Source organism: Mycobacterium sp. TH-M116 (genome assembly GCF_057473685.1).
This window is the reverse complement of sequence record NZ_JBYCLC010000047.1, coordinates 1-23714: the sequence shown is the minus strand read 5'-3', so window position 1 is coordinate 23714 and position 23714 is coordinate 1. Positions and strand designations below refer to the sequence as shown.

19 protein-coding genes and 2 pseudogenes are annotated in these 23714 nt (G+C 69.7%); 12 read left to right on the top strand and 9 right to left on the bottom strand.

Annotation, left to right across the window (positions count from 1 at the left end; genetic code table 11):
* The 11 genes and pseudogenes from AC2VOK_RS02150 to AC2VOK_RS02100 all read left to right on the top strand — a co-directional run.
* Window positions 1-321 (top strand): annotated as a pseudogene (locus AC2VOK_RS02150) (hypothetical protein); the annotation flags it as partial.
* A 27-nt stretch (window positions 322-348) separates the two neighbouring features.
* Window positions 349-900, top strand: coding sequence for a YbaB/EbfC family DNA-binding protein (locus AC2VOK_RS02145; RefSeq protein ID WP_428899012.1), 552 nt, complete (start codon window positions 349-351; stop codon window positions 898-900).
* Window positions 897-2618 carry a type VII secretion AAA-ATPase EccA gene (gene eccA / locus AC2VOK_RS02140; RefSeq protein ID WP_428899011.1) on the top strand — a complete coding sequence of 574 codons (1722 nt, stop codon included), beginning with the start codon at window positions 897-899 and terminating at the stop codon, window positions 2616-2618. Before AC2VOK_RS02145 ends, eccA begins: the two co-directional genes overlap by 4 nt.
* Before the next feature lie 3 nt (window positions 2619-2621).
* The gene (gene eccB / locus AC2VOK_RS02135; protein ID WP_428899010.1) at window positions 2622-4064 is read left to right on the top strand and encodes a type VII secretion protein EccB; all 1443 of its coding nucleotides are present in this window, start codon (window positions 2622-2624) and stop codon (window positions 4062-4064) included.
* Window positions 4064-6307, top strand: coding sequence for a type VII secretion protein EccCa (gene eccCa, locus AC2VOK_RS02130; protein WP_428899009.1), 2244 nt, complete (start codon window positions 4064-4066; stop codon window positions 6305-6307). The genes eccB and eccCa overlap by 1 nt, the downstream gene beginning before the upstream one ends.
* On the top strand, window positions 6304-8061 hold the full coding sequence (eccCb, locus tag AC2VOK_RS02125; protein WP_428899008.1) for a type VII secretion protein EccCb: 1758 nt from the start codon (window positions 6304-6306) through the stop codon (window positions 8059-8061). Before eccCa ends, eccCb begins: the two co-directional genes overlap by 4 nt.
* Before the next feature lie 236 nt (window positions 8062-8297).
* Window positions 8298-9509: a PPE family protein gene (locus AC2VOK_RS02120; protein WP_428899007.1), complete on the top strand. Its 1212-nt coding sequence runs from the start codon at window positions 8298-8300 to the stop codon at window positions 9507-9509.
* Window positions 9510-9599: 90 nt separating this feature from the next.
* A complete protein-coding gene (locus AC2VOK_RS02115; protein ID WP_428899006.1) occupies window positions 9600-9902 on the top strand; it encodes a WXG100 family type VII secretion target in 303 nt (100 codons plus the stop codon).
* A gap of 29 nt (window positions 9903-9931) precedes the next feature.
* Window positions 9932-10219: a WXG100 family type VII secretion target gene (locus AC2VOK_RS02110; RefSeq protein WP_428899005.1), complete on the top strand. Its 288-nt coding sequence runs from the start codon at window positions 9932-9934 to the stop codon at window positions 10217-10219.
* A 129-nt stretch (window positions 10220-10348) separates the two neighbouring features.
* Entirely contained in the window at window positions 10349-11893 is a 1545-nt protein-coding gene (gene eccD / locus AC2VOK_RS02105; protein ID WP_428899004.1) for a type VII secretion integral membrane protein EccD, read from the top strand.
* 102 nt (window positions 11894-11995) lie between these two features.
* Window positions 11996-12691, top strand: a complete 696-nt coding sequence (locus AC2VOK_RS02100) for a hypothetical protein (RefSeq protein WP_428899003.1) — start codon at window positions 11996-11998, stop codon at window positions 12689-12691.
* Window positions 12692-12715: 24 nt separating this feature from the next.
* Here AC2VOK_RS02100 and AC2VOK_RS02095 read toward each other — a convergent pair whose 3' ends face one another.
* The 8 genes from AC2VOK_RS02095 to mycP all read right to left on the bottom strand — a co-directional run bounded on the left by AC2VOK_RS02095 (window position 12716) and on the right by mycP (window position 22321).
* On the bottom strand, window positions 12716-13312 hold the full coding sequence (locus AC2VOK_RS02095) for a TetR/AcrR family transcriptional regulator (RefSeq protein ID WP_428899002.1): 597 nt from the start codon (window positions 13310-13312) through the stop codon (window positions 12716-12718).
* A 34-nt stretch (window positions 13313-13346) separates the two neighbouring features.
* A complete protein-coding gene (locus tag AC2VOK_RS02090; RefSeq protein WP_428899001.1) occupies window positions 13347-15560 on the bottom strand; it encodes a hypothetical protein in 2214 nt (737 codons plus the stop codon).
* 78 nt (window positions 15561-15638) lie between these two features.
* Entirely contained in the window at window positions 15639-15986 is a 348-nt protein-coding gene (locus AC2VOK_RS02085) for a YbaB/EbfC family nucleoid-associated protein (protein WP_428899000.1), read from the bottom strand.
* Window positions 15983-17437 (bottom strand): EspB family ESX-1 secretion system-associated protein, encoded by a 1455-nt coding sequence (espB, locus tag AC2VOK_RS02080; RefSeq protein ID WP_428898999.1) that lies wholly within the window; start codon window positions 17435-17437, stop codon window positions 15983-15985. The genes AC2VOK_RS02085 and espB (AC2VOK_RS02080) overlap by 4 nt, the downstream gene beginning before the upstream one ends.
* Window positions 17438-17595: 158 nt before the next feature.
* On the bottom strand, window positions 17596-17952 hold the full coding sequence (locus tag AC2VOK_RS02075; RefSeq protein ID WP_428898998.1) for a YbaB/EbfC family nucleoid-associated protein: 357 nt from the start codon (window positions 17950-17952) through the stop codon (window positions 17596-17598).
* Window positions 17949-19478: an EspB family ESX-1 secretion system-associated protein gene (gene espB, locus AC2VOK_RS02070; RefSeq protein WP_428898997.1), complete on the bottom strand. Its 1530-nt coding sequence runs from the start codon at window positions 19476-19478 to the stop codon at window positions 17949-17951. The genes AC2VOK_RS02075 and espB (AC2VOK_RS02070) overlap by 4 nt, the downstream gene beginning before the upstream one ends.
* A gap of 100 nt (window positions 19479-19578) precedes the next feature.
* Window positions 19579-20964 carry a type VII secretion protein EccE gene (eccE, locus tag AC2VOK_RS02065; protein WP_428898996.1) on the bottom strand — a complete coding sequence of 462 codons (1386 nt, stop codon included), beginning with the start codon at window positions 20962-20964 and terminating at the stop codon, window positions 19579-19581.
* A 4-nt stretch (window positions 20965-20968) separates the two neighbouring features.
* A complete protein-coding gene (gene mycP, locus AC2VOK_RS02060; protein WP_428898995.1) occupies window positions 20969-22321 on the bottom strand; it encodes a type VII secretion-associated serine protease mycosin in 1353 nt (450 codons plus the stop codon).
* Between the two features lie 578 nt (window positions 22322-22899).
* Here mycP and AC2VOK_RS02055 point away from each other — a divergent pair.
* Window positions 22900-23004: pseudogene (locus AC2VOK_RS02055) on the top strand (transposase); the annotation flags it as partial.
* A 190-nt stretch (window positions 23005-23194) separates the two neighbouring features.
* Here AC2VOK_RS02055 and AC2VOK_RS02050 read toward each other — a convergent pair.
* The coding region (locus AC2VOK_RS02050) for an HNH endonuclease signature motif containing protein (RefSeq protein ID WP_428898994.1) at window positions 23195-23714 on the bottom strand (520 nt) is incomplete at its 5' end.

Here is a 23714-nt window from a genome sequence, read left to right as displayed (position 1 = left end):
GACACGGTGGCGGTGTCGTCGCTGATCGACGGCCGGACCGAGCGGGTCGAACTGTCGGCCAAGGTGAGCAGCATGACCGAATCCGAGCTGGCCGAGGAGATACTCGTGCTCGCCGACCTGGCCCGGCAGAAGGGCCTGGCCGGCCAACACACTTATCTCATGCACAACGAATTGCTTTCGGGAACGGTGCGCGACATGGGGCTGGACAGCACCGAGGTCCTGCGTGACTTCATGGAGAACGGCATCGGGTTGCCGACACCGCAGCAGGCCGACGAGACACAGGCCGAAGTGTTCGCCACCCGGTATGCGACCGAACACTGACCCCCACGCATCCGAAAGAAGGAACCCATGCCCCCATACCCCCTCGGCGACGGCGACGACGCAGGCGCTGACGACCTCTCCGACGTCCTGAACTTCTCCGGCGCCGGCGGGTCCGTCGCCGAGGACGACGAGCAACCGGCCGCCTGGGACTTCTCCGTGGCCGACGACGCCGACGAGGCGTCTGGCTTCGAATACCAAGCTCACGGCGACCGCGACGGCGACGGCGACGAGGAAGAAGACGAGGAGGGCGAGCTGTTCACCGTCACGAATCCCCCTGGGACGGTTTCGGTGTCGGCTCGCGTGGACGGCGGAGTCGATCGCGTCGCCCTGTCGGGGAAGGTCACCGCCATGACCGAGGCGCAGCTTGCCGAAGAGATCCGCGTGCTGGCGCACCTGGCCGGCGAAAAGGGACAAGCCGCCCAGCACACCTTCCTCACGGAGGTCATGCGCCAGCTCGGTGGGGATGATACCGAGGTCATCGGCGGCTTTCTGCGGGACGACCTGAACCTGGCATCGCCGGAACAGGCCGCCGAGACGCAGGCGCGCGTGTTCGCGACCCGATACCCGGCCGACAAATGAACGACCGCGTCGCCGGCCTGTTCGAGAGCGCGGTCGGCATGCTGCCCATCTCGGAACCACGCGCCCTGGAACTGTTCACCGAGATCACCAACCACGACGAATCCGCCTGCGACGCATGGATCGGCCGCATCCGGTGCGGCGACACCGACCGGTACACGCTGTTCCGCGGGTGGTATTCGCGGACACACTTCGGAGCGCTGGCCGGGTCCGCCCAACTGTCGATGAATGCCGTCGGCGCCCGGGTCCCGATCGGCGGCCCCTACGGCGACATCACCTACCCGGTCAACTCGCCGCTGGCGATCACCATGGGCTTCGCCGTCAGCGAAGCGGCGCAAGGGAATTTCGCCGACGCCATGGAGGCCGTGGAGGGCACCCCGCCCACCGGTGCCGAGCACCTGGTGTCGTGGGTGAAGGCGGTGATCTACGGCGAATCGCAGCGCTGGACCGAGGTCATCGAGGAAGTGCGGACCGCCGGCAAATGGCCCGACAAGTTCCTTGCCGCCGCGGCCGGTGTCGCCCACGGGGTCGCGGCCGCGAACCTCGGCCTGTTCACCGAAGCCGAACGCCGGCTCACCGAGGCCAACGGGTCACCGGCCGGCGAGGCGTGCGCGCGCGCCATCGCCTGGTATCTGGCGATGACGCGGCGCAGCCAGGGCAACGAGGAGGCCGCGGTCGCGCTGCTGGAATGGCTGCAGACCACCCATCCTGAGCCGAAAGTGGCCGCGGCTCTCAAGGATCCGTCCTACCGTCTGACGACCATCACGGCCGAGCAGATCGCGGCCCGCACCGACCCGTGGGATGCCGGCACCGTCGTCGCCGACACCTCCGGGCGGGACCGGCTGCTGGCGGAGGCCGAGGCTGAGCTCGAGCGCCAGATCGGGCTCGCCCGCGTCAAGGACCAGATCGAAAGGTACCGCGCCGCAACGCAGATGGCCCGGGTGCGCGCCGCCCGCGGCATGAAGGTCGCCCAGCCCAGCAAGCACATGATCTTCACCGGCCCGCCCGGGACCGGCAAGACGACGATCGCGCGGGTGGTGGCCAACATCCTGGCCGGCCTCGGCGTGATCGCGGAACCCAAGCTCGTCGAGACGTCGCGCAAGGATCTCGTCGCCGAATACGAGGGCCAGTCGGCGGTCAAGACCACCAAGACGATCGATCGCGCCCTGGGCGGCGTGCTGTTCATCGACGAGGCATACGCGCTGGTCCAGGAGCGCGACGGGCGGACCGACCCGTTCGGCCAGGAGGCGCTCGACACCTTGCTGGCGCGCATGGAGAACGACCGGGACCGGCTCGTGGTCATCATCGCGGGCTACAGCAACGACATCGACCGGCTGCTGGAAACCAACGAGGGCCTGCGTTCCCGGTTCGCCACCCGCATCGAGTTCGACTCCTACTCCCCCGAGGAAATCCTCGATATCGCGAAAGTGATTGCTGCCGGCAATGATTCGGCGCTGAGCATGGAAGCGGCCGAGAACCTGCTGGAGGCAGCCAAGCTGCTGAGTCAGCGAAGCGTGCGCGGCACGCCCGCACTCGACATCGCCGGCAACGGTCGCTACGCGCGCCAACTGCTCGAGGCCGGCGAACAGTACCGCGACATCCGCCTGACCCGGGCCACCGATTTCGAAGACCTCGACGTCGACCGCTTGCGCGAAATCAACGGCGACGACATGGCCGAGGCGATCGCCTCGGTGCACGCACGCCTGAACATCGTCGAGTGACGCGTGGCGGGTATTCGGCTCACCACCAAGGTTCAGGTCAGCGGCTGGCGATTCCTGCTGCGACGGCTGGAGCACGCGATCGTGCGGCGCGACACCCGCATGTTCGACGACCCGCTGCAGTTCTACAGCCGCTCGGTGGCCCTCGGAGTCGCCGTGGCGGTGCTCATCCTGGTGGGCGCGCTGGCGATGGCGTACTTCAAGCCGCAGGGCAAACTGGGCAGCGGCAGCCTGTTCGTCGACCGCGGCACCAACCAGCTGTACCTGATGGTGGCGGGACAGTTGCATCCCGTCTACAACCTGACGTCGGCGCGGCTGGTGCTGGGCAACCCGGCCGATCCCACGACCGTGAAGTCCGCCGAACTGGCCAAGTTGCCCAAGGGGCAGACCATCGGCATCCCCGGCGCTCCCTATGCCACGCCGGTGACGTTGGGCTCCTCGTCGGTCTGGGCGCTGTGCGACACCGTCAGCAAGGCCGACACCATCAACCCGACGTTGCAGACGGCGGTGCTGGCCGAGCCGCTGCTCATCGACTCCTCGATCGACCCGATCCTCCCGCACGAGGCGCTGCTGGCGTCGTACCGGGGCAAGGACTGGGTGATCACCTCGAGGGGGCGGCACGCCACCGACCTGGGTGACCGCCCCATGACTTTCGCGGTGGGGATCAGCGGCGACGCCAAGCCGAGCCCCCTCTCCCCGGCCATGTTCAACGCACTTCCCGACGCCGGGTCCTGGCAATTGCCACCGATCCCCGACGCAGGTTCCCCGAATACCCTGGGGCTGCCGCAAGAGCTGGTGATCGGGTCGGTGCTGCAGATCCACGTCAATGCCGGCCCGCGGTACTTCGTGGTGCTCTCCGACGGCGTCGCGCCCGTCAACGCCAACACCGCCGCGGCGCTGCGCGCGATAGAGTCCTACGGGCTGGTCGTGCCACCCGCGGTGGTGCCCAATGTGATCGTCCAGGTTCCCGAGGTGGTCTACAACTCCCCCCTCCCCGACGAGCCGGTGAAGATCGTGTCGCGGCCGCAGGACCCCACCCTGTGCTGGTCGTGGGAACGCAAAGCCGGCGAGCAGTCGCCGAAGACCGCGGTGCTGACCGGTCGCCATCTGCCGCTGCCCGCCTCGGCGATGAGCACCGGTATCCGGCAGATCCAGGGGACGGCAACGGTTTACACCGACGGAGGAAAATACGTGCAGATCCAGTCCCCCGACCCCCGCTACGGCGAGGCGCTCTACTACATCGACCCGCAGGGGGTGCGGTTCGGGCTGCCCGACCAACAGACCGCGTCCGCACTGGGCCTGAGCGCGCCCAAGACCGCACCGTGGGAAGTCGTGCGCCTGCTGGTGGACGGCCCGGTGCTGTCCAAGAAGTCCGCCCTGCTCGAGCACGACACCCTGCCCGCCGACCCGAGCCCGCGCAAGATCGCCGGCGCCCCGGGGACGCCCTGATGACGACGAAGAAGTTCACCCCGGCCGTCACGCGCGGCCCCCGGCTGACCCCCGGGGAGATCAGCGTGACGCCGCCCGAGGACCTTGGTGTCGACGTCCCGCCGTCGGCGGTGCAGAAGGCCCTTCCCTACGTTATGGGCGTCTGCATGCTGGGCATGATCGGCATCATGATTTTCACCGGCACCAGGCAGCTTTCGCCGTACATGCTGATGATGCCGCTGATGATGATCATGATGTCGATGGGCATGATGGCCGGCGGTGGGGGCGGCGGCAAGAAGATGCCCGAGATCAACGCCGACCGCAAGGAGTACCTGCGCTACCTGGCCGGCCTGCGCCCCCGGGTTACGTCCTCGGCGGGCACGCAGGTGGCGTTCTTCAGCTACCACGCCCCGCATCCCGACGATCTGCTGTCGATCGTCGGCACCCCCCGCCAGTGGTCGCGGCCGGCCAACGCGGACTTCTACGCCGCCACCCGCATCGGGATCGGCGACCAGCCGGCGGTCGACCGGCTGATGAAGCCGTCCGTGGGCGGCGAACTGGCGGGGCCGTCGGCGGCGCCCCAGCCGTATCTGGAGCCCGTCGCCAACATGTGGGTGGTCAAATTCCTGCGCACCCACGGGCTCATCCACGACTGCCCGAAGCTGTTGCAGCTGCGCACCTTCCCGACGATCGCGGTGGGTGGCGACCCGGCCGGGTCGGCGGGGCTGCTGACCGCGATGCTCTGCCACCTGGCCGTGTTCCATGCGCCGGACCTGCTGCAGATCCGGGTGCTGACCGAGGACCCCGAGGACCCGGACTGGTCCTGGCTCAAATGGCTGCCGCACGTGCAGCATCCCACCGACACCGACGCCGCCGGCGCGACCCGGATGATCTACACCCGGTCTGACAGTCTGTCCGACCTGGCCGCGCGCGGGCCACACTCGCCGGATTCGCTGCCCGGCGGCCCCTACGTCGTGGTGGTCGACCTGACCGGCGGCAAGGCGGGGTTCCCGCCCGACGGCCGAGCCGGGGTTTCGGTGATCACGCTGGGCAACCACCGCGGCTCGAACTACCGCATCCGGGTGGCCGAGGACGGCACCGCCGACGACCGGCTGCCCGGCCAGTCGTTTCGCCAGGTGACGGCAGTCGCGGACAGCATGTCGCCGCAGCAGGCCACCCGCGTCGCGAGAAAGCTTGCGGGATGGTCGATCACGGGCACCATCGTCTTGGACAAGAAGACCGCCGGTCCGCAGAAGAAGGTCGCCACCGAGTGGCACCAGCTGGTGGGAGCCCAAAGCGTCGAGGAGGTCACGCCGGCGCGGTGGCGGATGTACACCGACAAGGACCGCGACCGCCTCAAGATCCCGTTCGGCCACGAACTCAAGACCGGCAACATCATGTACCTCGACATCAAGGAGGGCGCGGAGTTCGGCGGCGGCCCGCACGGCATGCTGATCGGGACCACCGGATCGGGCAAGTCGGAGTTCCTGCGCACCCTCATCCTGTCGCTCGTCGCCATGCACCACCCGGACCAGGTGAACCTGCTGCTCACCGACTTCAAGGGCGGTTCGACGTTCCTCGGCATGGAGAAGCTGCCCCACACCGCCGCGGTGATCACCAACATGGCCGAGGAGGCCGAGCTGGTCGGCCGCATGGGTGAGGTGCTGACCGGCGAACTGGACCGCCGGCAGTCGCTGCTGCGCCAGGCGGGCATCCAGGTCGGCGCCACCGGGGCCCTGTCCGGGGTGGCCGAGTACGAGAAGTACCGCGAGCGGGGTGCCGACCTCGCCCCGCTACCAACGCTTTTCGTCGTGGTCGACGAGTTCGCCGAGCTGCTGCAGAGCCACCCCGACTTCATCGGGCTGTTCGACCGGATCTGCCGGGTGGGGCGGTCGCTGCGCGTGCATCTGCTGCTGGCCACCCAGTCGTTGCAAACCGGCGGGGTGCGCATCGACAAGCTGGAGCCCAACCTGACGTACCGCATCGCGCTGCGCACCACCAGCTCTCACGAATCCAAGGCGGTGATCGGGACGCCCGAGGCGCAGTACATCACGAACAAGGAGAGCGGCGTCGGGTTCCTGCGAGTCGGCATGGAGGATCCGGTCAAGTTCAGCACCCTCTACACCGGCGCTCCCTACGTCCCGCCGGAGCGTACCGAGACCGCCGGCAACGGCAACGGCGAGAGCGCGCAGAGCGGGCCGAAACGTGTTCGGATCCACCAGTTCACCGCGGCGCCGGTCTTCGACCAGGCGATGACGTCGTGACCGCCCCCGACACGAAAGTCCGGGCGCTCAGCGAGGTGGTGCTGGACCAGCTGAGCACCACCGAGTCGCGGGCCTACAAGATGTGGCTGCCGCCGCTGAAGGATCCGACGCCGCTCAACGAACTCCTCGCGCGCGACGAGCGCCAGCCTTTGCGCTTCCCGCTCGGCATCATGGACGAGCCGCGCCGGCACCTGCAGGGGGTCTGGGGCGTCGACGTGTCCGGGGCGAGCGGCAACATCGGCGTGGGCGGCGCGCCGCAGACCGGTAAGTCGACACTGCTGCAGACCCTGATGCTCGCGGCCGCCGCCACCCACACACCCCGGCAGGTGCAGTTCTACTGCATCGATCTCGGCGGCGGCGGGCTGATGTACCTCGACGGCCTGCCGCACGTCGGCGGGGTGGCGGCCCGCTCGGAGCCCGACCGGGTCATGCGCGTGGTCGCGGAGGTGCAAGCCGTTCTGCGACAACGGGAAGCCACCTTCAAGGAGCACCGGGTGGGTTCCATCGCGATGTACCGGCAGCTGCGTGAAGACCCCGGCCAGCCCGTCGCGGCCGATCCGTTCGGCGACGTCTTCCTCGTCATCGACGGATGGCCCGCTTTCGTCGGCGAATTCCCCGACCTGGAGGGACCGGTGCAGGAGCTGGCCGCCCAGGGCCTCTCGTTCGGCATCCACACCGTGATCACCACGCCGCGCTGGACCGAGCTGAAGTCACGCGTGCGCGACTACCTCGGCACCAAGATCGAATTCCGCCTGGGCGACGTCAACGACACCCAGATCGACCGTGTCACCAGGGAGATCCCGGCCAACCGTCCCGGCCGCGCGATGTCGGTCGAGAAGCACCACCTGATGATCGGCGTGCCGCGGTTCGACGGCGTGCACGGCGCCGGCAACCTGGTCGAGGCCCTGACGGCGGCGGTCAACCACGTCGCGGCCCAGCACACCGACCAGGCGCCCCGCGTGCGGGTCCTGCCCGAGCGCATCCACCTTCACGAACTCGACCCGCACCCGCCCGGCCCGGAGAGCGACTACCGCACCCGCTGGACCATTCCGATCGGTGTGCGCGAAAGCGACCTGTCGGTGGCCCACGCCCACCTGTACACGATGTCGCACCTGCTGATCTTCGGTGCGGCCAAGTCCGGCAAGACGACCATCGCCCACGCGATCGCGCGGGCCATCTGCGCGCGCAACAGTCCCCAGCAGGTGCGGTTCATGCTCGCGGACTACCGCTCGGGCCTGCTGGACGCCGTACCGGACAGCCATCTGCTCGACGCGGGCGCGATCAACCGCAACAGCGCGACGCTCGACGAAGCCATCAAGGCACTGGCGGCCAACCTGAAGAAGCGGTTGCCGCCGGCCGACCTGACGACGGCGCAACTGCGGTCGCGCTCGTGGTGGACCGGATTCGACGTCGTGCTGCTGGTCGACGACTGGCACATGATCGTGGGCGCCGCCGGCGGAATGCCCCCGATGGCGTCGCTCGCCCCGCTGTTGCCGGCGGCCGCCGATATCGGGCTCCACATCATCGTGACGTGTCAGATGAGCCAGGCCTACAAGGCGACCATGGACAAGTTCGTCGGCGCCGCGTTCGGGGCGGGATCGCCCACCATCTTCCTGTCCGGCGACAAGGCCGACTTTCCCTCCAGCGAGTTCAAGCTGAAGCGGCGGCCTCCCGGTCAGGCGATGCTGCTCGCCCCGGAAGGGAAAGAAGTCATCCAGGCGCCCTACATCGAGCCACCGGAAGAAGTGCATTGAGCACCCCCGGCGCCCGGTTAGAATTTGTCAGTCCGCCAGTCGTGAATCCGGGAATTCCGAATGCATCGAACCGGAGGCTGAGTTGCCGCTGAATTGTTACTCCTTCAACGGGAATAGTCGGTGTTCATCTGTAATTCGTAATCTGTTCACACGCAAATGATGCGACCGTTCGAATGCGCTTGTTCTCGCGCATAATGGCCCGCTGATCACTGCGCAAACCGAGGAGGCCGACAAGCATGTTGTGGCATGCGATGCCACCGGAGCTCAACACCGCGCGGCTGATGGCCGGGGCGGGCCCGGCGCCGATGCTGCAGGCCGCCGCGGGATGGGAGGCGCTGGCGAGCGCCCTGGATGCCCAGGCAGCCGAGGTTGCCGCGACCCTGGTCACTCTCAACGAAGCGTGGACGGGTCCTGGAAGCGAACGGGCGATCGCTGCCGCCACCCCGATGGTGGCTTGGCTGCAGAACGCCGCCCAGCAGGCTCAGCAGCGCGGGGCGCGGGCCACCGCGCAGGCCGCCGCCTACATGAAGGCGCTGGGGATCACCCCGTCCCTGCCGGAGATCGCGGCCAACCACATCACGCGCGCAGTGCTGACCGCCACCAACTTCCTCGGCATCAACCTGGTGCCGATCGGCCTCAACGAGACGGACTACTTCGTCCGCATGTGGAACCAGGCCGCCGGCACCATGGACATCTACCAGGCGGAGACCGCGGCCAACACGGTGTTCGAGCCGCTTCCCCCGATCAAGCCGATCCTGACGCCCGAGGTGAGCGAGACCGTGGCCGCCGCCGCGGCGGGCCGCCTGTCGGAGTTCGCGGCCCAGGCCGGGCCGGCCGCACTGGACAATCTCGGGACGCTGGCGGACGAAGTCCTCGTGCCGGGCCTCGGCGGGTCGCTGGCCGAGGAGGCCGCCCGGTTCCTCGGGCAGATGGGGCAGTGGGGCCAGTTGAGCGGCCTGATGCAGCAACTGATGATGCCGCTGCAGCAACTGACGTCGCTGGCCGGCCAGGCCGGCGGCATGGGCGGTGGCGGCCTGGCCAGCGACGGCCCCGGCGGCCTGGGTGGTGTGGGCAACGGCGAGCTCGGCCAGCTGGGGCTGCTCGGTGCGAGCCCCCTGTCCAACCATCCGCTGGCCGGAGGAACGGGCCCGAGCGTGGGCATGGGACTCATGCACGCCGAGGCGTTGCCAGGGGCGGGCGGAGCGTCGGCGCGCACCTCGATGATGTCGCAGTTGATCGACAAGCCAGCCCAAGCAATCTCAGCCGCCGGCGCGGGTGCCGGGTCGTCGGCCGTCGGCGGTGCCGCCCCGATGGGGATGGCGGGTGCCGGCGCCGCGGGTGCCGGCGGGGCCCGAGCGGGCTTGGCGGCGCCCGCACTGCCGGCCCAGGACCACCACCACGACGACCGGGAACCCGAGAGCGACCACGACGACGGGGACGACTGGTGAACACCCGCTCGCACAGACTTCCCGGCCGTCGGGGCCGGAAGACTTGCCATCTATTGGTGAGGACATAGGAACGGAAGAGAGAAGTCCAGCATGGCAGAGATGAAGACCGATGCCGCAACCCTGCGGGCGGAGGCAAGCAACTTCGACCGGGTCTCCACCGAGCTTCAGCAGGTGATGGGCCAAGTGGATTCGACGGCCGGCGAGCTCGCCAGCCATATGCAGGGCCAGGCCGGCCAAGCCGCCCAGCAGGCGTTGGTGCGCTTCAAAGAGAAGGCCCAGCAGCAGGTTCAGGTGCTCAGCGAGATCGTCAACAACATCAACTCCGCCGGGATCCAGTATTCGAAAGCCGACGACGAGCAGGCCAGCGCGCTGTCGTCGCAGATGAACTTCTGACCCCGGACACCGAGAAACGGAGCAACACCATGTCGGAAATGAAATACAACTTCGCCGGCATCGAGGCCGGAGCGGGCTCGATCCAGGGTGCTGTGCAAACCACCCACGGCCTGCTCGACGAGGGGAAGGCATCGCTGACCAAGCTCGCCGCGGCGTGGGGCGGCAGCGGTTCGGACGCCTACCAGAACGTTCAGCGGCGCTGGGACGACGCCTCACGGGAGCTCAACGAGGCGTTGCAGGCACTCTCGCAGCGGATCAGTGAGGCCAGCCAAACGATGGCGCAGACGGAATCCGGTGTCACAGGAATGTTCACGTAGGACAGCGCCAAGCGGAGAAGCACGGGATCGGGCGGTCCGCCCCTTCTCGTGCTTCCTCGTGTGCACGAGTTGGTGAAAGGTACTGATGGCAGCGGCATTGTCCGACGATTTCGACAGGAGTGAACGTCGTTGAGCGCACCTACCGCCACCGCAGCCGGTGCCGCCCCGGCGGCCCCGGCCGCGACACCCGCCAAGCCTGCGACCACCCGGGTGACGATCCTGACCGGTAAACGGATGACCGACGTGGTGCTGCCTTCTGCGGCGCCGATTGAGACCTACGTCGACGACACCGTCGCGGTGCTCGCGGAGATCCACGACGACACCCCGGCGGACGTCCTGGCCGGTTTCGACTTCGCCGCCCAGGGGGCGTGGACGTTCGCCCGCCCCGGCGCCCCGCCGATCCAACCGGACCAGTCGCTCGACGACGCCGCGGTCGTCGACGGGTCGCTGCTGACGCTCGTCTCGGTGAGCCGCACGGAGCGCTACCGACCCCTCGTCGAGGACGTGATCGACGCGATCGCGGTGCTCGACGAGTCGCCGGCGTTCGACCGTGCGGCGCTCACCCGCTTCATCGGCGTGGTCACCCCGGTCGTCGCCCTGGCGGTCGCCGCGATGGCGGTGCTGGCCTGGTGGAACACCGGGCGCCAGCCCTGGTGGCCGCTGGGGCTGGGCATCGGCGGCGGCGTCGTGCTCATGGGCAGCTGGGCCGCCCAGCGGTTCTACCGCGACCCCGGCCTTTCGGAGAGCCTGCTGGCAACGGCATACCCCCTGGTCGGCGCAGCCACGGCCCTGGCCATCCCGCGCCCGCACGCCATCGACTCGGTGGGGGCGCCGCAGTTGGCCGGGGCCGCGGCCGCGGTGATGTTCCTGACGCTGGTGACCCGCGGCGGGCCGCGGCGACGCTACGAACTCGCCGCGTTCGGCGGGGTCTCCGCGATCGCGGTGACCGCGGCCGCCCTCGCGTTCGGCTACGGCTGGCAGCAGTGGGTTCCCGCCGGGGCGATCGTCTTCGGCCTGTTCACGGTCACCAACGCCGCCAAGCTGACGGTCGCGGTCGCCCGCATCGCCCTGCCCCCGATTCCGGCTCCCGGCGAGGTCGTCGAACACGAGGAGCTGCTCGATCCCGTCGCCGCCGACGGCGCCGGCGAGGACGAGACGCCTACGTGGCAGGCCATCATCGCGTCGGTGCCCGACTCGGCCGTGCGGCTCACCGAGCGCAGCCAGCTGGCCAAGCAGCTGCTGGTCGGGTTCGTGACCGCCGGAACCCTGGGGCTGGCCATCGGGGTCATCGCGGTGCTGGTGCGCGGCCACTTCTTCGTGCACAGCCTGGTCGTGGCCGCGCTGGTCACCGTGGCGTGCGGCTTCCGGTCGCGGCTCTACGCGGAGCGCTGGTGCGCGTGGGCGCTCCTGGCGGCGACCGCGGTCATCCCGACCGGTGTGGCGGCCAGGTTGGTCATCTGGTACCCGCACCTCGCCTGGCTGGTGCTGGGCCTGTACCTCCTGGCGGGCCTGGTCGCGCTCGCGGTCGTGGCGGCGAGCGCCGGAGTTCGCCGCATCTCCCCGGTGATGAAACGGAGCCTGGAAATGCTCGACGGCGCGCTGGTGGCCGCAATTTTCCCCATGCTGTTGTGGATTACAGGTGTGTACGACGCGGTGCGCAACATTCAATTCTGACTGCCGGGCAGCCGGGCGGCGCCGCGGAAATTCCCGCACTTCGCCCTCGGGCACGTTGGGTAACATTTGTCGGGTGCGAATCGTGACGCAACGGCCCAGGCGATGACCGAACCCCTGATCGTGGATCCTGCACGCCTGGGAACGGCCGGGTCGGCCTTGCGGGCGCTGGCCTTTCCCGCCGCCCCGCCACGGCTCGTCGTGGGCGGCACGGACGCCCTGTCGGCCGCGATCGACGAAACGCTGCCGCTCGTGGAAGCACCGGTAGTCGACGGGCTGCCCGCCGTGCGGGCCGCCGTCACCAGAACCGGGTCAAGCATCGCGGCCGCGGCCGGCATCTACGCCGAAACCGATCAGCGCCTGAGCGAGCACGTCAGCCGGGTCCCGTTTACGGCCACCGGCGAGGTGCTTGCATCCTCCGCGCGTCGCGCGAAAACCGCTGCGGCGGAACAGCCCGACGAAGCCGAGACGCCCAGGGCGCCCGAATCGGCTGCGCCGCAGGGCTTTTCGCTGCCTTCGATGCCCCCCCTCGGCCCGCTGACGCAATACGGCCAGACCGCCGGGATAGCGGGATCCACTGCGCAGAACGTCATGCAGAGCGCCCAGGGGGCGGTGTCGGGCATGCCGGGCGGCGCTGCGCCGCCGGCGCAACTCAGCGACAGCACGAAACCCGAGCAGCCGGGCGACGAAGCCGCCGAAGCGATGGCCGACGGTGCCGCGCCCGGCGATCAGACTTCGGAGAGTGCCCCCGATCGGCCGGTGGGACAGCCGATCGCGGCGCCCGCGGAGCTCGAGGTCTGACGGCACGAGCACCGGGGCGCATCGCTACGCGGTCTGCCCGGCTCCGGCCGAATCCTGGGCGAGGCGGCCCATCTCTTCGCCGATCGACTGCCGCAGCGCGTCTTCCGGGTAGTCGTGCAGGCCGGTCGCCGAGCGCAGAAACGGCTGGAACAACTGCCAGCCGAACAGCAGGGCCAGGGCGTGAGCGGCGGCCAGCCGGGCTCCCTCGTCGCTGTGGTGCCCGGCCCGGATCTCGTCGACCAGTTTGGCCGCGCCGGGAAAGCTGGTCTGCAACTGCCCCACCGGATACCCGTCGAGCAGCGCCCGCGCGATCACCCGCAGCTGGCGGCTGCCCGTCGCCTCGATCTCGGCCGCCGGGGCGCCGGCGTCCATGAGCTTCGCCAGGTGCGCGGCCAGGTGGTCGAGCACGGCGGAGACCAGCCGTTCCTTGGTCCCGAAATGGCGGAAGACCAGCCCGTGGTTGACCCGGGCCCGAGCCGCGATATCGCGAATCGACGCCGCCGCCGGCCCGCGGTCGGCGAACATTTCTCCGGCGCTGTCCAGGATCGCGGCGATCACCTCGTCGCGACCGGTCGGCACGAATTCGTCAGGGCGCCACGAGCCCGCACCGGGTGTAGTCATGCGTCTACGCTACCGCCCCCGCAGGGGGGACGGCTCACGAGGCGTCGGTGAGCGCGGCGTCGAGCACGCCGCCGACGTGCTTCCAGTACAGCCAGTCCGTCACCGCCGCGCGCTGGGCCACGGGGTCCACCGCGGTGTGGGCCTGCAGGAGCAGGACTTCCTGCGCATGCGTCGCATAGGTGTGGAACGCCCGCAGGTGTGCGGCCTGGCGCCCGGTGGCGCTGCTGGACATGGGCTTCATCACCTCGAACCACAGCATGGGACGCTGATCGGCCGACGCGTTGCTCGCCGCTGCGCTCGGCAGCTTCGCGAGTAGTTCGTCGAGACTCACGGTTCCGGCGGCCACCGAGGCCGCGAGCAGCGCCGCCTGGTCGTCGTCCATCGCCGCCTCGGGGGAAGTGGGCCGCTCGGCCGCGAGCCGGGCATCCGCCGGCGCGGGCGGCAGCAGGTCGGTCAGGCGCACGTCGGCGGTCTCGGCGAGGCGCTCGGCGGCCGCCGGGGCCACGACGTCGAGGCGGGACCGTCCGACCATCTGACCGGCCGCAGGAATGTCTTCGAGTGTCAGCACGATCTTGGCCGCCCCGGGATCCGAGTTGGCGAACTGCTCCTCGGTGGCGATGACCGCCCGCAGCTTGGCGTCACGGTGGTTAGCCCAGCCCTGCACCGCGGTCACCGGATAGGTGGCCCAGCGCGCGCGTTCGGCGGGCAGGATCGTCTCGTCGGCGCTGGCCAAGAGCACCGGTTCGGGCAACTGCACCCCCTCGGGGATGTAGGCCAGCCCGTAGCTGTTGGCGACCACGATCGCGCCGTCGGTGGTCACCGCCGTGACCCAGAAGAATCCGAAATCGCCCTGGCCGCCACCGCCGGGGGCGTTGAGCGCCGCCGCGATGCGCCGCGCCAGCCGCAGCGGGTCGGCCCCGCCGTTCTTGCGACGTGTCGCCTCGGCGGTGGCGGCCTCGGCGATGGCGTCACGCTCGGCCCGGGCGGCCGACACCGGGATCGGCGCCATCACCGTGGCATCCGCGGTGTCCTTGTGCTCGTTAGGCTTCCGCTGCGCGGCGGGACCCGACACCCCGGCCGGGGCGATGCGCGCCGACCCCTTCCCCGTCGCCGCCGGCCGGGTGGACGCCGTTGTGCCTGAGGCCTTCTGGCCGAGAGGGGCAACCGAAGCGGCCCTGGTTCCCGAACCCGCGCCGCCGCCCCCGGCGGCGGCACCCGCCCCGCCCGGGGCCATCGGCGCGGCCGGCATTCCGGTCGCCGCGGCCGGGGCCACCGACGCCGAGGAGTCCTCGGCAAGCCCTGAACTCGGCGGTTGCGCCGCGGTCGGTGATGCCGCCGCGGGTGTCAGTCCCTTGGCGCCCTTGCCGCCGCCCAGTGACGGCGTCGACGCGGCGGGTTGCAGCGGGGCCCCCGGCCCGGTCCCCGGGGAACCCGGCGCCGCGGGGCCGGGCGGGCCCGGAACGGGCGCGGGCGACACCGCCGGTTGGCCGGGGAGCGGCGGTGTTGCCGGGGTGGGCTGCGGCGTCGCGCCCGGCGCCGGTGTGGCCGGCGTCGGCGCGGGCATCGCCGGGGTGGGCTGCGGGGGCCGCGCCGGCGGAACCGGCGCCGGGCCGACCGGACCCGGTTGTGCGGGGCCGGGCCGCGGTTGCTCGTGTTCCTCCGGGAGCGACGGCGTTGGTGCGTCGGGGATTTCGACCGGTGGCGGGAGCTTTTGGTCGAGCAGTTCCTGCAGGGCGTGACCCGGCGGTGTCCAGGATTTGCTGGCCCGGATCCGTTCGGCGGTGCCGCCGATCACTCCGACGTTCGCCTCGTTCGTCGCGGTGACCACGGTGTCGATCGCGGTGGCCCGCTCGTCGGCGTCGAGGCGGGAGTCGTTTTCGAGGGCGTTGATCTGGCGGTAGGCGTTCTCCACGTTGTCTCCGATGTCGGACTTGGCCTGGGCGATCGACCGGGCGACGTATTTATGCCAGGTGATCACGGTGGCCAGACCGTTCTGCAGGTCGACCAGCTCGCCGATGTTCGTCGTGAGTTCACCGTTGGCGGCGCTCGCGGCCCCGCCCGACCAGATCCCGCCGTCGAACACCTCCGACTGCTGGTGCCGGCACGCGTCCAGCACCTCGGTGACCTTCCGCAGGACCCGCGTGTATTCCCCGGCGCAGTCGTAGAAAGCTTCCTCGTCGACCTCCGGCCAGCCACCCGAGGCGAGCATTTGCTCGACGTACTCACCGGTGGGCCTCGCAATGCCCATCGCCCATTCCTCTCGCAAGACCGTCCGGCCCGTCGGGCCGGTCGGCAACGGAAATCCCTGTCGAAGCGCGGGTTCGGCCTACGGCAGGCCCAGGGTCTCTTGGAGTGACTCGGCGATGGAGGCCAGCGATGCGATGAGGCGTTCGTGCTCGGCCTCGCCGGCAGCCAGGGCGGCGGCCACCGCGTTGCGCAACGCCTCGTTGATGCGCTGCTCCACGGCTTCGGCGCCCAGCCGCAACAGGCCGTCCTCGATGCGAATGTGGGCGAGCCGCCGCTGGCCGTTGAGAGTCACCTCAACGGTACCGGATTCGTCTGTGGCCGTATAGGTTTCGCTACTAGAGCGATGCAGCTGATCTTCAAGAGCCGACTGGAAGCGCTCCGCGTGCCGCAGCGCCTCGGCCACCTGCGGGTGGATCTCGGTGGTCATTTGGGGTCCTTGCTGTCGGGGGCATCCTTGGCGCGGCGACGACCGACGACGCCTTCGGTCCACGGCCGCTCCTCGGTGTAGAGCGACTCGTCCTCCGTCTGGGTGCGTTTGCCCTTGCCCGCACCCTGCCCCTGACCCCCCGGAGCCCCGCCCATCGGGGCCATTCCCCCCATGCCGCCGCCGATCGCGCCGCCGGCACCGGGAAGTCCGCGCCCCACACCCGCGGCGGCGGGCCCCGCCGCGCCCGCGGGCCGCGACGTCGCGGCCTCCGGTTCCGCCGAGGGCTGCAGCGGCATGCCCGGCACCCCGCCGCCCCCGAACGACGCCGGTTTCACCCCGGCACCTGTCGGGAGGCCCGGCCCCTTCTTCAAGTCCTTCAACGCCGCGGTCAGCCTCGCGTCGGTCGGCGCCGATGGCATCGACGGTATCGACGGCATCATGGGCATCATGGGCATCCCGGTCGGATCGGGGAGCAACGAGTCGTCCAAGGGCAGCCCGTCTTCCGGATTGGTGGGAGCGATTCTGCCGCCGTCGCCGGGATCGGGTTTGGGGGGCGGGTCGATGCGATGGGCCGGGGGTGGCTTAGGCGGGCTCAGCGGGGCCAGCGGCAGAGCTGCCCGCTTCTCGTACTCGGTCAGCACTTCCTCCGACTTGCGCTGACACTCCGCGTACTGCGCTTCCAGTTGGGTTTTGACCTGCGGCCAGAGCACCCGCCTGAATAGGTCGTTGCTGCTGTACTCGACCCAAATTTTGTCGACCTCTTCGATTCGCGCCAACGTGGGGTGCTCCTTGACTGCCCACCGGTGGGCGGACACGACGGTGCGGGCCTGGGTCGCCATTTGACCGCACAGCGTCGCCATGGAATCCAGCCAGCTACGCTGCGAATCGAAGTTCATCTCGACGGCATTACTCGACTCGCTCAACCAATGCTGAAAGGGCCGAAACCGGTAACGCGCCTCCAGCAACGCGCGCTGGTATGCCTCCCACGCATCGGCGAAGTCGAGAAACGCTGTGCCCTGGTCGAGTTGAACGATCTCCTGCGCCGCCACCCGCACCGGGTAATAGGGAAACGGCTCGGGTTGTGCCATCAGCGACAGCGTGTCGTTGAGCATTGCCTGGCCGGTGTCCTCCGACGCAGAACCGGCCTTCACCACCGATACGGTGCCGTCGGTGTTCAGTGCGTCCGCGGCCCCCTCGTCGGCGTCCTCGTAGGCTTTGGCCGCGTTGCGCAGTGACTCCGCCAGACGCAGTCGCTCCCGTTCGCCCACACCGAGGTACAGCCGCATGTTGTCGGCGGACAAGGCGATCTGCTGCGCCGCCTTGGTGATCATCGACAAAGAGCACGGCGCAGCCGGATTGCCGGCAGGCTGTCCCGTGATCGGTTGCTCGAGTTCGGCCGCGCGGGCCAGGAGTTCGTCTTTTTCGACGTTCAGCGTCTGCGGCTGTGTCATGGCGAATCATCTCCCGGGCCGAACCGCGGCGGGACGGCGAACGTGCCGAACCTCATGGTTGATAAGCGTAATCCAGGTTGGGTAACGCACTCCGCGCCAAATTCGGTGCGGCGGCACCGACCCCGCGCGGAAAGACGTTGCCTTCAGTTCACTTTCACTTAACCCAGCCCCAGCGAGTCCTGCAGCGACCGGGTGATGTCGACGAGCGAGCGGACGAGTTGAGCGTTCTCGGCCTGGCGGGCGTCCGTAGCGGCGGCCTGCGCGGTGTGCAGCGCCTCGTTGATTCGCTCCTGCACGGTTGCGGCGCCGAGCCGCAGCAGTCCCTCTTCGATCTCCAGCCCCGTCAGGCAACGGTGGCCGTTGAGGGTCACCTCGACGGTGCCGGTTTCGTCCGTCGCCGTGAAGCTTCCGGTGTCCGTCCGGCGCATCTGGCCCTCGATAACGGAGTTGAACCGCTGCAGCTGCTCGAGTGCCTGAACCACCTGCGGGTGCGTTCCGGCGCTGGCCTGGGTCATTTCAGAAGGTCCTTAATGTCGGGGGATGGCTTGCTGCGTGGGCGATTTCCGATGACGGCCTCGGTCCATGGCCGGTCCTCAGTGTAGAGCGACTCCTCGTCGGGTTTCGCGTGTTTTCCCTTGCTGTTCTGCCCCTGGCCCGCCGCTCCGGGCGCCATCGGCATGCCCATGCCGCCGCCCATCGCGCCGCCAGCGCCGGGCAAGCCCCGGCCCATGCTCGCCGCCTCACGCGCGGCAGCGGCGGCGCGGGCCGCGGCATCGGGATCCATCGGGGGCGCCAACGGCATCGACGGCACGCCGCCAATTCCGCCGCCCCCGAACGACGCGGGCTTCACCCCTGCCCCCACGCCCGCCCCGGTCGACAGGCCCGTCGCGCCCGCCAACGCGGGGTCGCCCAGTGCCCCGGCGTCCGGCATTGCCGGTGTCCCGATCGGCGGCACGATGGGCATGCCCGTCGGATCGGGCAGGCTGTCGTCGAGGGGCGAGGCCTCCGCCGGGATCTCGAGCGGAATGTCGGGGATGTCGTCGGTGCCGGTCACGTTCGGCGCGTTCTCCGGATCCCAGACGTCGATGATCGGGTTGTCGGGTCCGGGGTCGGGGGGCGGTTTGATCTCGAGGGCCTTGGGCGGCGTCGACGGGCTCAGGTCGGCCAGCGGCGTGCGAGCATTTCGCGCATAGCCCGCCAGCACCTCCTCGGAGTATTGCTGCAGCCTCAGGTACACCTTGTAAACGGCCTCGCGGATTTCCGGGTCGTTGAAGTTCTCGTTGTAGACGCGTTCCACCTCCGTCACCTCGTAGTAGGTGGGGTGTTCACCCGTCCACGGCTTGTCCCGGGTTTCGGTGGCGATGTCGAACCGGCGCGGGACGGCCTTCTTGTGCGCCGCGACGAAGGTGCGGGCCTGTTCGGCCAGCGTTCCGCAGAGCTGGGCCATGGCGAAAAACCATCGCTGGAACGCGTCGAAGTTGACCTCGGCAGCTTCCTTGGCATCGCCGTCCCAGAGGTTGAACGGGCGGAACCGGATCCGGTTGTCCAGCAACTGTTCCTGGTAGGTTTCCCACGCGTCGGCAAAGCGCAGGAACGCCGCGCCCTGGTCGGGTTGCTGGATCTGCCAGGCCGCCGTTTTGAGGTCCGTGAAGTCGGCGTCGTCGGTCGGGTCGGCGCGCTGTGCGCCGGCAAGCGGGAGTTCGTCGGCGCCGTCGTCCGGCCGCCCGAGGGCCGCCCCCGACACGAACCGGCCGCGGCCGCTCATCGCCGCCGCGGCTTCCAGATCGACCTCCTCGTAGGCCCGGGCGGCGGCCCTGAGTGATTCCGCGAGGGTCTGCAGCCTCGTGGTGCCCATCGCCAGAAAGAGCCGCATGGTGTCGGCGTTCCTGGCCAGCGTCTGGGCCGCCTTCTTGGCCATCGGGAGTTCGCACGGCGGCACGGGATTGTCCGATTCCGACGGCAGATACGGTATCGGTGCTTCCACCTCCTCGGCCCTGTCGAGCAGCTCCTGGCCTTCCACCTGCATCTTCGGTGTCGACATGCCGATCCGCCTTCCTAGCGCTACGACAATTATCGGCGATGGGAACCCGGCCCCCTGCACCAATTTTCCGGCCCGAGGTGCGCTGCGCGGGCCGTCCGCGCTACCGCGGCAGCGCCGCCTGGTAGCGGCTCTCCTCCGGCAGAGTGATCGGCCGGATCGGCAACTGACGGTGCCGCGGAGTGCTGATGACGTTGTGCCGCAACACCACCCGCGCGATACCGGGGTGCCGACCCAGGTAGGTCGTCGCGCGCGGCCACGCCACCTTCGCCGCCGCGCCGACCTCGGCGCCGATCAGCCCGGCGAATGCCCGGAACCGGGGCCCGAGCGTGACGATCCCGCCCGCGGCCGCGGCGCGCACCGCGAATTGCAGGAAAGTCCGCGCGTCGCCCAGGTTGATGCTGGCGTCGATGTCGTCGAAAGGCATGTAGACCGGGTGGTGACTCGTCGTCTGACCCACCAGCACGCCGGCGGACCCGATCGGCAGCCGATGGTGCCGATCGGCCACCAGGTGCTGTCCTTCCAGCGCAGCGCGCTGTGCCCCGGACACGCGGGAAAAGCCTTGCGGCCTCTCCGGTTTGTCCGGACTGGTCAGCAACACCGTGGACTGCGGTGTCGCGCCGGGCATCACCCTGACAATCGTGATGGTGCGGTCAGCCGGTGCCGACCACCACACGTCGGGGCCGCCGGCGGCGGTGTAGGCGGCGGTGAAGTTGCCGTCCCCTTTGATCGTTGACCACTGCTCTCGGTGGAAGCTGATCTCGGTGGCGTGGTCGTAGTCGTCGAAGCTGCGCCCGCACACCGCGTCGACGCCGTGCCCGGCCAGTTGGTCGGCGATGCGGGTCGCCGAAGCCACCAGGTAGCGGCCCAGGCCGGCGACGCCGGTGTCGCGGCGCAGCGCCGACCTGTGGGCGCGCAGTGGATCGGCGCGCAGCATGATCCAGGTGCGGCGGTGCGCGGGGGCCGGGTCGGCGCCGATCGCCCGTTCGTAGAGGTCCACCATCTCCGCGGCGGCGGACCTGGCGACGCGGTAGCCGGCCGACACGACGTCGGCCTCGAGGTCGGGGCAGTTCACCGACAACAGCCGTTCGAGCAGCCGTGTGTCCACCACGTCGTCGGACCGCGCGGTGCCGTCGACGACGACGGTCGGCGTGAACGGGCGGGGAATGAGTTCGATGACCGCGACCAGGAATTCGCCCTCCCACCGCAGCGCGACGTGATCGCCCGGCACCACGGTGGCCCCGACGACCGGCTCCGACGGGACGTCGGGCGGGCGGCGGTGCCGCAGCAGCCAGGCGAAGACCGCGCCCAGCCAGCCGGTGAGGCGCCGGCCCCGGAAGGTCACCACGGCCACCGCCACGGCGACCGCCACCAAGGTGGGACCCACCCACGCATAGCGTGTGTGCCAGAACAGCAGGATGCACAGCGGGGCCAGGGCCGCCGCCCACAGGGCGTGCCCGCTGGTGAAACGCAACCGGAAAGACCTCATCGGATCAGTTCCGTCTCAATGCTTTTGTGGCGAGTGCGCTCAGGCCGAGCACTCCGAACAAGACGATGACACCCACCGCCACCGCTGTGATGGGCGCGTGATCGGGCGGGGGCGCCGGTTCGGGAGGATGGATCCGTTGGACGGGCGGGGGCGCCGCCGTCGCGGGGCTCGCGGGGATGTCCCAGGTGAGCGCGGCGTAGGCGTCGACGGTGCCCGCACCGACTTCGTCGTCGACACCGCCGCCCGGGTGGCGTGCGCTGGCGGTGATCCGGTTGATGATCTGCGCCGGCGTCAGGTCGGGAAACCGCTGCCGCAGCAGCGCGGCCAGACCGGAGACGTAGGCCGCCGAGAAGGAGGTGCCGGCGATCGGAACCGGCCCGTCCTTGCCCGGCAGCGCATCCACCGGCTCGCCCTCCGGGCCGAGCGCGACAACGTTCTCCCCGGGCGCGGCCGCGCCCACCCACGGCCCGTGCATCGAGAACGGGCTCGACGACCCGTTCTGTCCCACGCTTCCCACGGCCAGCACCAGCGGTGCGTACCACGCCGGGGTGACGATCGTCTGAACAACCTGCCATCCCCGCGGATCTGACGGCCGGGCGGGGTCGGGCGGCGGGTTTTGCGCGCAATCGCCGCCGGTGTTCCCCGCGGCGGCGATGACTACGACGTTCTTGACGTTGACCGCGTAGTCCAGGGCCGCGCCCAGGGTGGACTCGTCGACCGGCTTGAGCACGTTGAAGCAGGCGGCTTCGCTGATGTTGATGACGTCGGCACCGAGGTTTGCCGCATGCACCACGGCGCGGGCCAGGCTTCGAATGGATCCGGCCGCCGGGGTCTGGTTGGGGTCGTTCTGGTTGGCCTGGCTCTGGTCCTTGGGCTCGAAGGCCTCCGAGGTTTGGCGCACCGAGATCAGCCGAGCGTCGGGCGCGACGCCCACGAACCCGTCGGTCGGCGCGGGCCGCCCGGCGATCAGGGAGGCGATCAGCGTGCCGTGGGCGTCGCAATCGGTCAGCCCGTCGCCGTCGTTGACGACAAAGTCACCGCCCGGTTCGGCCGGCACCCGCGGCGAGGGGTCCACCCCGGTGTCGATCAGCGCCACCGTGACCCCGGCACCGGTCGCGAACTTGTGGGCCTGCGCCACACCCATGTAGGTGTTGCCCCACGGCGGGTCGCGAAAGTTGGTGCCCGGCAGCGTGAGCGGCGCCTTGCACATGCGCTTCTGCTCGAGGGGCTGGTCGGGTCCGGTCTGGTCGGGGGGGACCGCGCCCGGGTCGATCGACGGCGGGGCCACCGCCAGGGCCGGGGGCGCGCCGAGGAACACGAGCGCGAGCGCCACCGCAATCAGAAAGATACGGCGCACCACGCAACCTCCGTTCACCCTGAATTAACTTCGCCGCGAGGCGAATCGGCTCGCCGACAGGGATTTTCCCCAGCGCGGGCCCCCGCGAAGCACCAATCTACGGGCAGGCCGGCGATCAGATTATGGCGGCCATGTCGCGGTCATCCGGACACCCACTTCACACCGCGGCCTCGCTGCCGGCGCAGTCGCACCCGACTCGACTCAAGTCCGTGCCGCATGTCGGCGGCCCTTAGCTTAGGGCCTGTCCACAAACTTGTGCGGCTGGAGTGGCTGGTGGTAGCGGTGTGATAACGATTGAGTGTCGTCTCGCAGCATGAGGCGCGGCTCGCGGTAGCAGATGGACACCACATCCCCTCGCTGCCGGAGCCTCGCGAAGGCCTGTCTACCCCGTCGAGTGCCCGAAAACCAGTTGCCCCGCGCCGGGTTGTCCATGTCGCGACAGAACGCCCCGGTATCCATCGGACCTGACCGACGAACAGTGGAATCTGTTGCGCCCGGAGATGCCGCAGCGGTTGGTCGACGGGTTGTGCGGCCGGCTTCGTATCGGGTGGGGCCGACCCGATCTACGCGCAGTCGGGATAATCGACGCACAGTCGGTCAAGGCCGCCGACACCGTCGGCGTCGCCAGCCGCGGCTACGACGCAGGCAAGAAGATCAATGGCAGAAAGCGACATATCGTGGTGTCCGCGACTACGAACGCCGCTCCGACCACCACGAAGCCATGGTGCTTTGGGCCACTGTCGCAATCATGACCCGTAACCTCCAACAGGCGACATCGGGCCCACTACCGTGTCCCCAGACGCGACCGGCCCCGCACCGGCCCGCCAGTGCCCATCAAGCAGGCCGCATGACCATTTGTGAACAGATTCTTAATCAGTTGACTGTTGGTGGTGGTTGGGGTTGGAAGGGTTGGTACCACCACCAATCGGCGCGTTCGCCGGTGGGCCCGGCATACGGCGCTACGGCCGGCGGGGGACCGGTGGGCGGGCGCGCGAGTGATCCCGGGCGCAGTGGTCGCCCGGCGCTGTCGGTGACTTCGAGCTCGGTGGCGGGTCCGGTGATGGTGATCTCGCCGCGGTGGTGTAGCCGGTGGTGGTACGGGCAGACCAGCACCAGGTTGGCCAACTCTGTGGCACCGCCGTCTTCCCAGTACCGGATGTGGTGGGCGTGCAGACCGCGGGTGGCGCCACAGCCGGGGACCGCGCACGTCCGGTGGCGGTGCTCGAGGGCGCGGCGCAGGCGCCGGCTGATCTGGCGGGTTGATCGCCCGGCTCCGATGGGCTGGCCGCCGCGTTCGAACCAGACCTCGCAGGTGGCATCACAGGTCAGGTATCGGCGTTCGGCGCCGGTCAGTGCGGGGCCCAGGTGCAGCGCAGCCGCGCGCTGGGCGACG

Excerpts from the sequence above, each read along its gene's own strand:
- espB (WP_428898997.1), bottom strand. The coding sequence starts at position 19,478 with ATGTCGACACCGAAGATGCAGGTGGAAGGCCAGGAGCTGCTCGACAGG.
- AC2VOK_RS02090 (WP_428899001.1), bottom strand. The coding sequence starts at position 15,560 with ATGGGCATTGCGAGGCCCACCGGTGAGTACGTCGAGCAAATGCTCGCC.
- espB (WP_428898999.1), bottom strand. The coding sequence starts at position 17,437 with ATGACACAGCCGCAGACGCTGAACGTCGAAAAAGACGAACTCCTGGCC.
- eccCa (WP_428899009.1), top strand. The coding sequence starts at position 4,064 with ATGACGACGAAGAAGTTCACCCCGGCCGTCACGCGCGGCCCCCGGCTG.
- AC2VOK_RS02075 (WP_428898998.1), bottom strand. The coding sequence starts at position 17,952 with ATGACCCAGGCCAGCGCCGGAACGCACCCGCAGGTGGTTCAGGCACTC.
- AC2VOK_RS02100 (WP_428899003.1), top strand. The coding sequence starts at position 11,996 with ATGACCGAACCCCTGATCGTGGATCCTGCACGCCTGGGAACGGCCGGG.
- AC2VOK_RS02120 (WP_428899007.1), top strand. The coding sequence starts at position 8,298 with ATGTTGTGGCATGCGATGCCACCGGAGCTCAACACCGCGCGGCTGATG.
- eccE (WP_428898996.1), bottom strand. The coding sequence starts at position 20,964 with ATGAGGTCTTTCCGGTTGCGTTTCACCAGCGGGCACGCCCTGTGGGCG.
- AC2VOK_RS02145 (WP_428899012.1), top strand. The coding sequence starts at position 349 with ATGCCCCCATACCCCCTCGGCGACGGCGACGACGCAGGCGCTGACGAC.
- AC2VOK_RS02095 (WP_428899002.1), bottom strand. The coding sequence starts at position 13,312 with ATGACTACACCCGGTGCGGGCTCGTGGCGCCCTGACGAATTCGTGCCG.
- eccA (WP_428899011.1), top strand. The coding sequence starts at position 897 with ATGAACGACCGCGTCGCCGGCCTGTTCGAGAGCGCGGTCGGCATGCTG.
- AC2VOK_RS02110 (WP_428899005.1), top strand. The coding sequence starts at position 9,932 with ATGTCGGAAATGAAATACAACTTCGCCGGCATCGAGGCCGGAGCGGGC.
- AC2VOK_RS02115 (WP_428899006.1), top strand. The coding sequence starts at position 9,600 with ATGGCAGAGATGAAGACCGATGCCGCAACCCTGCGGGCGGAGGCAAGC.
- AC2VOK_RS02085 (WP_428899000.1), bottom strand. The coding sequence starts at position 15,986 with ATGACCACCGAGATCCACCCGCAGGTGGCCGAGGCGCTGCGGCACGCG.